The following is a 3,958-nucleotide window of genomic DNA, read 5'->3' as shown; positions in this document are numbered from 1 at the left end:
ACGGCACGCCGCTGCCCCGGGCGCGCGTGGCCGCGGTCGCGGCGGTGGAGGAGCCCTGGGCCCTGCTGGACGCGCTGACCGGCCTGCCGCCCTATCCGGCCGACCAGCTGTCGGTGATCATCTGCACCCGCGCGCGGCCGCAGGCCCTGGCCGCCTGCCTGGCCAGCCTGGCCGTGCAGGATTCTCCCCCGCGCGAGATCATCGTCGTCGACAACGGCCCGGACGACCCGGCCACCCGCGAGGTGGTCCGCCGCTTCCCCGGCGTGCGCTGGCTGCCCGAGCCCCGCCCGGGCCTGAGCTGCGCGCGCAACGCCGGCGTCCGCGCGGCCGAAGGCGAGCTGATCGCCTTCACCGACGACGACGTCGAGGTGCGCTCGGACTGGACCTCCGAGATCGCCCGCGCCTTCCACGGCCGCGAGCAGGTCGAGGCGGTCACCGGGCTGGTCCTGCCCGCCTCGCTGGAGACCCTGTCCCAGAAGGTGTTCCAGATCGACATGGGCGGCTTCGGCGAGAACTGGACGCCGGTGCTGTTCGACGGCCAGTTCTACGCCATGGGCAAGGGCGTCGGCGTGCCGGTCTGGCGCGTGGGCGCCGGCGCCAGCATGGCCTTCCGGCGCGGGGCGTTCGAACGCTCGGGCCTCTTCGACGAGCGGCTGGGCGCGGGCGCGTCGGGCTGTTCGGAGGATTCCGAGTTCTGGCACCGCATCCTGGCCCGCGGCGGCTCGTGCCTCTACGAGCCGCGCGCGGTGGTGTTCCACACCCACCGGGCGGAGTGGGGCGCGCTGGAGCGGCAGATGCGCGCCTACATGAAGGGCCACGCCGCCGCCCTGTTCGCCCAGCACGACCGCGACGGCCCGGCCGGCGACCTGCGCCGGGTGTTCCTGGAGATGCCCAAGTACTTCGTGCGCACGGCGCTGAAGGGCTGGAAGGACGGGCCTACCGCGCGCCACCGGCTGCTGCGCCACGAGATCTCGGGCTGGCTGGCGGGCCTGCAATACGCCTGGCGCGACCGGCGCGCGCCGGCGCCGCGGCTGGACGAGGCCTGACATGGGAAAAGAGCCGCTGGGGCGTTTCCTCGCCCGCAACCCGTTCCCGCACCGCCTGACCGACGGCTTGTTCTACCGCGAGAAGATGCGGGCCGTTCACCGGGTCGCGCCCGACCACAGCGTCAAACGCGTGCTGGAGATCGGCGGCGGGCGCAGCGGCCTGGCCGCCATGCTCTACCCCGACGCCGAGGTGTTCACGGTCGACATCGATCCGGAGCTGGCCGGCCAGTCGCTGGCCGACACCGTCTTCGTCTGCGGCGACGCGCGACGCCTGCCGTTCCCCGACGGCTTCTTCGACGCCGTCACCCTGCTGGACGTGCTGGAGCACGTGCCCGAGGACGACCGGGCGGCGGCCGAGGCGCTCAGGGTCGTGCGGCCCGGCGGCGCGATCCTGGTCTCCACCCCCAACCACACCTGGCGCTTCCCCTATTACGGCTTCATGCGCGGCATCTGCCGGCCGGAGGCGGAGCTGATGGCCGAGTGGGGCCATGTCCGGCGCGGTTATGCGCGCAAGGACCTGGAGGCGCTGTTCGGCTGCCCGCCGGCGGCGGCGGCCAGCTTCATCAACCCGGTCACCGCCTTCTTCCACGACCTGGCCTTCTCGCGCCTGCCCTGGCGAGCGCGTCGTCTGCTTTATCTGCTCACCGCGCCGTTCACCCTGCTGGGCTACGTGCTGCACCAGCCTTCCAGTCCGGGGACCGAAACGGCCTATCTGTGGAGGCGGGCTTGACCGATGATCCGCGTCCCGGCGTCGCCATCTTTCCGTGGGGCGACCCGATCGAGGAGTTCCTCACCCCGATCGGCCTGACCCTCGACGACTTCGCCCAGCAGATGACCGGCGGCTGGCTGTTCGGCTACGTCGCGGGCCTGTTCCAGGCCGGGTGGCGCCCGGTGATCGTCTGCGTGTCGAGCACGGTGAGCGAGCCGACCCGCATGGTCCACGCCGGCACCGGCGCGCACCTCTGGGCCGTGCCGCCGCTGCGTCCGGGCGGCCCGGCCGAGGCCTCGCCCAACCGGGAGAGCGTGCGCCGCTGGAAGAGCGCGCCGCTGCGGGCCTGGGCGCACGTCCTCAAGGAAGAGCGGTGCCGCGCCATCCTGGTGCAGGAATACGAATACGCCCGCTTCGACTCGCTGGTGACGCTGGGCCTGCGGATGGGCCTGCCGACCTATGCCACTTTCCAGGGCGGCGACGTCACGGCCTCGCCGGTCGAGGGACTGGCGCGGCGGCTCACCCTGCGCCTGGCGGCCGGCCTGATCGTGCCCTCGGCGCGCGAGCGTGAGCGCCTGAAGAAGCGCTACGGCGTGAGCGGGGCCAAGGTCGTCTCCGTCCCCAATCCGCTGGACACCGACGAGTGGCGGGCCGGCGACCGCGCGGTCGCGCGCGCCGAACTGGGCCTGCCGCACGACGCCTTCGTGGTCGTCACCCACGGCCGCATCGACGTGCAGCGCAAGGGCCTGGACGTGCTGGTCGCCGCCTGGCGCCGCGTGGTCCAGACCGTTCCGGACGCGCAGCTGACCCTGATCGGCTCGGGCCAGGACGACGACCTGCTGGCCGATCTGATCGCCGAGGCGCCGACGCCGGGCCTGACCTGGATCCGCGACTACGTCACCGACCGCGCCTTCGTGCGCCGCTGGCTGTCGGCGGCCAACGCCTACGTCATCGCCTCGCGCACCGAGGGCCTGCCGGTCGCGCCGCTGGAGGCCATGGCCTGCGGCCTGCCGGTGGTGGCCACCGACGCCCACGGCCTGCCCGACATCTTCGAGAACGGTCGGATGTCCGGCGGCCTGCTGGTGCCCCGGGAGAACCCGGCGGCCCTGGCGCAGGCGCTGGAGCAGCTGGTCGACGACATGCACCTGCGCTGCGACCTCGGGCGCAATGCGCGCCTGCGCGCCGAGCACTACGGCATTCCCGCGGTCGGCGCGGCGCTGGGCAAGGTGCTGTCCCGCCGCACGCGCGGCGCGCCGAAAGCCGAGGACGCGCCGGCGAGCTGGGCCCTCCGGCGCGCCTGATACTCAGGGCTTCAACCAGTGCGGCGTCAGCTCGGCGACGAAGTCGTCGAGGCCCACGTCGCCGCGCACCTCGATCCGCTTCAGCCGGCGCGGTTGGTCGCCCAGCCGCACGAAGCCGGGTTCGGTGGTGTAGACCGTGGTGCTGCCCGCCAGCGTCAGGGTGTGGGAGATGCGCTCGTCCCACGCGCCGTGCGGGGTGGCTATGCTCGTGACCGTACGGCCCAGCTGCGCCTCCAGCGTGGCGCGCGCCCGCGCCGCCTCGCGCAGCAGCGCCTCGGTGGGCAGGCCGTCGGGGGCTGTGTGGGTGGCCAGGTGGCTGCCGAACACCACGCCGTCGTCGGCCAAGGCCCTGATCCTGGCCCAGTCCATGATCGGCGACGACGGCCCGTAGACGTCGTCCCAGTCGGACATGCCGCCCACCTTGTCGGTGGGGACGAACACCTCGGCATGGAAGCCGTAGCGCTTGAGCAGCGGCCAGGCGGCGTCGCCGAAATCGCAGTAGGCGTCGTCGAAGGTGAGGACCACGGCCTTCTCTGGGAAGCCGCTCCAGCGGGTCAGGCCCTCGGCCACGTCGTCCGAGCTGATCGCCTGCCAGCCGTTGTCGCGCAGCCAGCGCAACTGGGCCTCAAACTTGGCCGGGCTGATCCGGTAGCGCGCCAGGCCGGCCGGGCCGTCCTCGCCGACGCGATGGTACATCAGCACCGGCACGTGCTCGGCCCGCGCGCCGGGCGAAAGCTGCGGTCGCGGCCAGGACCGCAGCGGCGCTTGCGCGGCTAGGGCCGCGGTCTCGTCGGCGAGGATTTCGGCCGCCCGGGTCAGGCTGGTCGGGCCTCGCCGCGGGGCCGGACCCGAGGCCGCCCGCCCGGCCGCCTTGAGCGCGTCGCCCATCCGCCGCTTCAGCC

The 3,958-nt window shown here is 73.5% G+C and carries 4 protein-coding genes; 3 read left to right on the top strand and 1 reads right to left on the bottom strand.

Going from position 1 to position 3,958, the window contains the following annotated elements; all coding sequences use genetic code 11:
- The 3 genes from G3573_RS20615 to G3573_RS20605 form a co-directional block, all read left to right on the top strand.
- Positions 1–1,046, top strand: a 1,046-nt coding sequence (locus G3573_RS20615; RefSeq protein WP_163263534.1) for a glycosyltransferase, incomplete at its 5' end; no start/stop codon positions are given.
- A 1-nt stretch (position 1,047) separates the two neighbouring features.
- Positions 1,048–1,776 carry a class I SAM-dependent methyltransferase gene (locus G3573_RS20610; RefSeq protein ID WP_163263533.1) on the top strand — a complete coding sequence of 243 codons (729 nt, stop codon included), beginning with the start codon at positions 1,048–1,050 and terminating at the stop codon, positions 1,774–1,776.
- Entirely contained in the window at positions 1,773–3,056 is a 1,284-nt protein-coding gene (locus G3573_RS20605; RefSeq protein WP_205598406.1) for a glycosyltransferase family 4 protein, read from the top strand. The genes G3573_RS20610 and G3573_RS20605 overlap by 4 nt, the downstream gene beginning before the upstream one ends.
- A gap of 3 nt (positions 3,057–3,059) precedes the next feature.
- On the opposite strand, the gene G3573_RS20600 is transcribed toward G3573_RS20605, so the two are convergent.
- On the bottom strand, positions 3,060–3,958 hold an 899-nt coding region (locus G3573_RS20600; RefSeq protein WP_205598405.1), incomplete at its 5' end, for a polysaccharide deacetylase family protein.

This window comes from Caulobacter sp. 17J65-9, from assembly GCF_010975005.1.
In the GTDB taxonomy this organism is placed as follows: Bacteria; Pseudomonadota; Alphaproteobacteria; order Caulobacterales; family Caulobacteraceae; genus 17J80-11.
Note: the sequence above shows the minus strand (reverse complement) of the source record. Positions and strands in the feature narration are given on the sequence as shown.

Coding starts and splice junctions, on each gene's coding strand:
- G3573_RS20610 (WP_163263533.1), top strand. CDS start 1,048: ATGGGAAAAGAGCCGCTGGGGCGTTTCCTCGCCCGCAACCCGTTCCCG.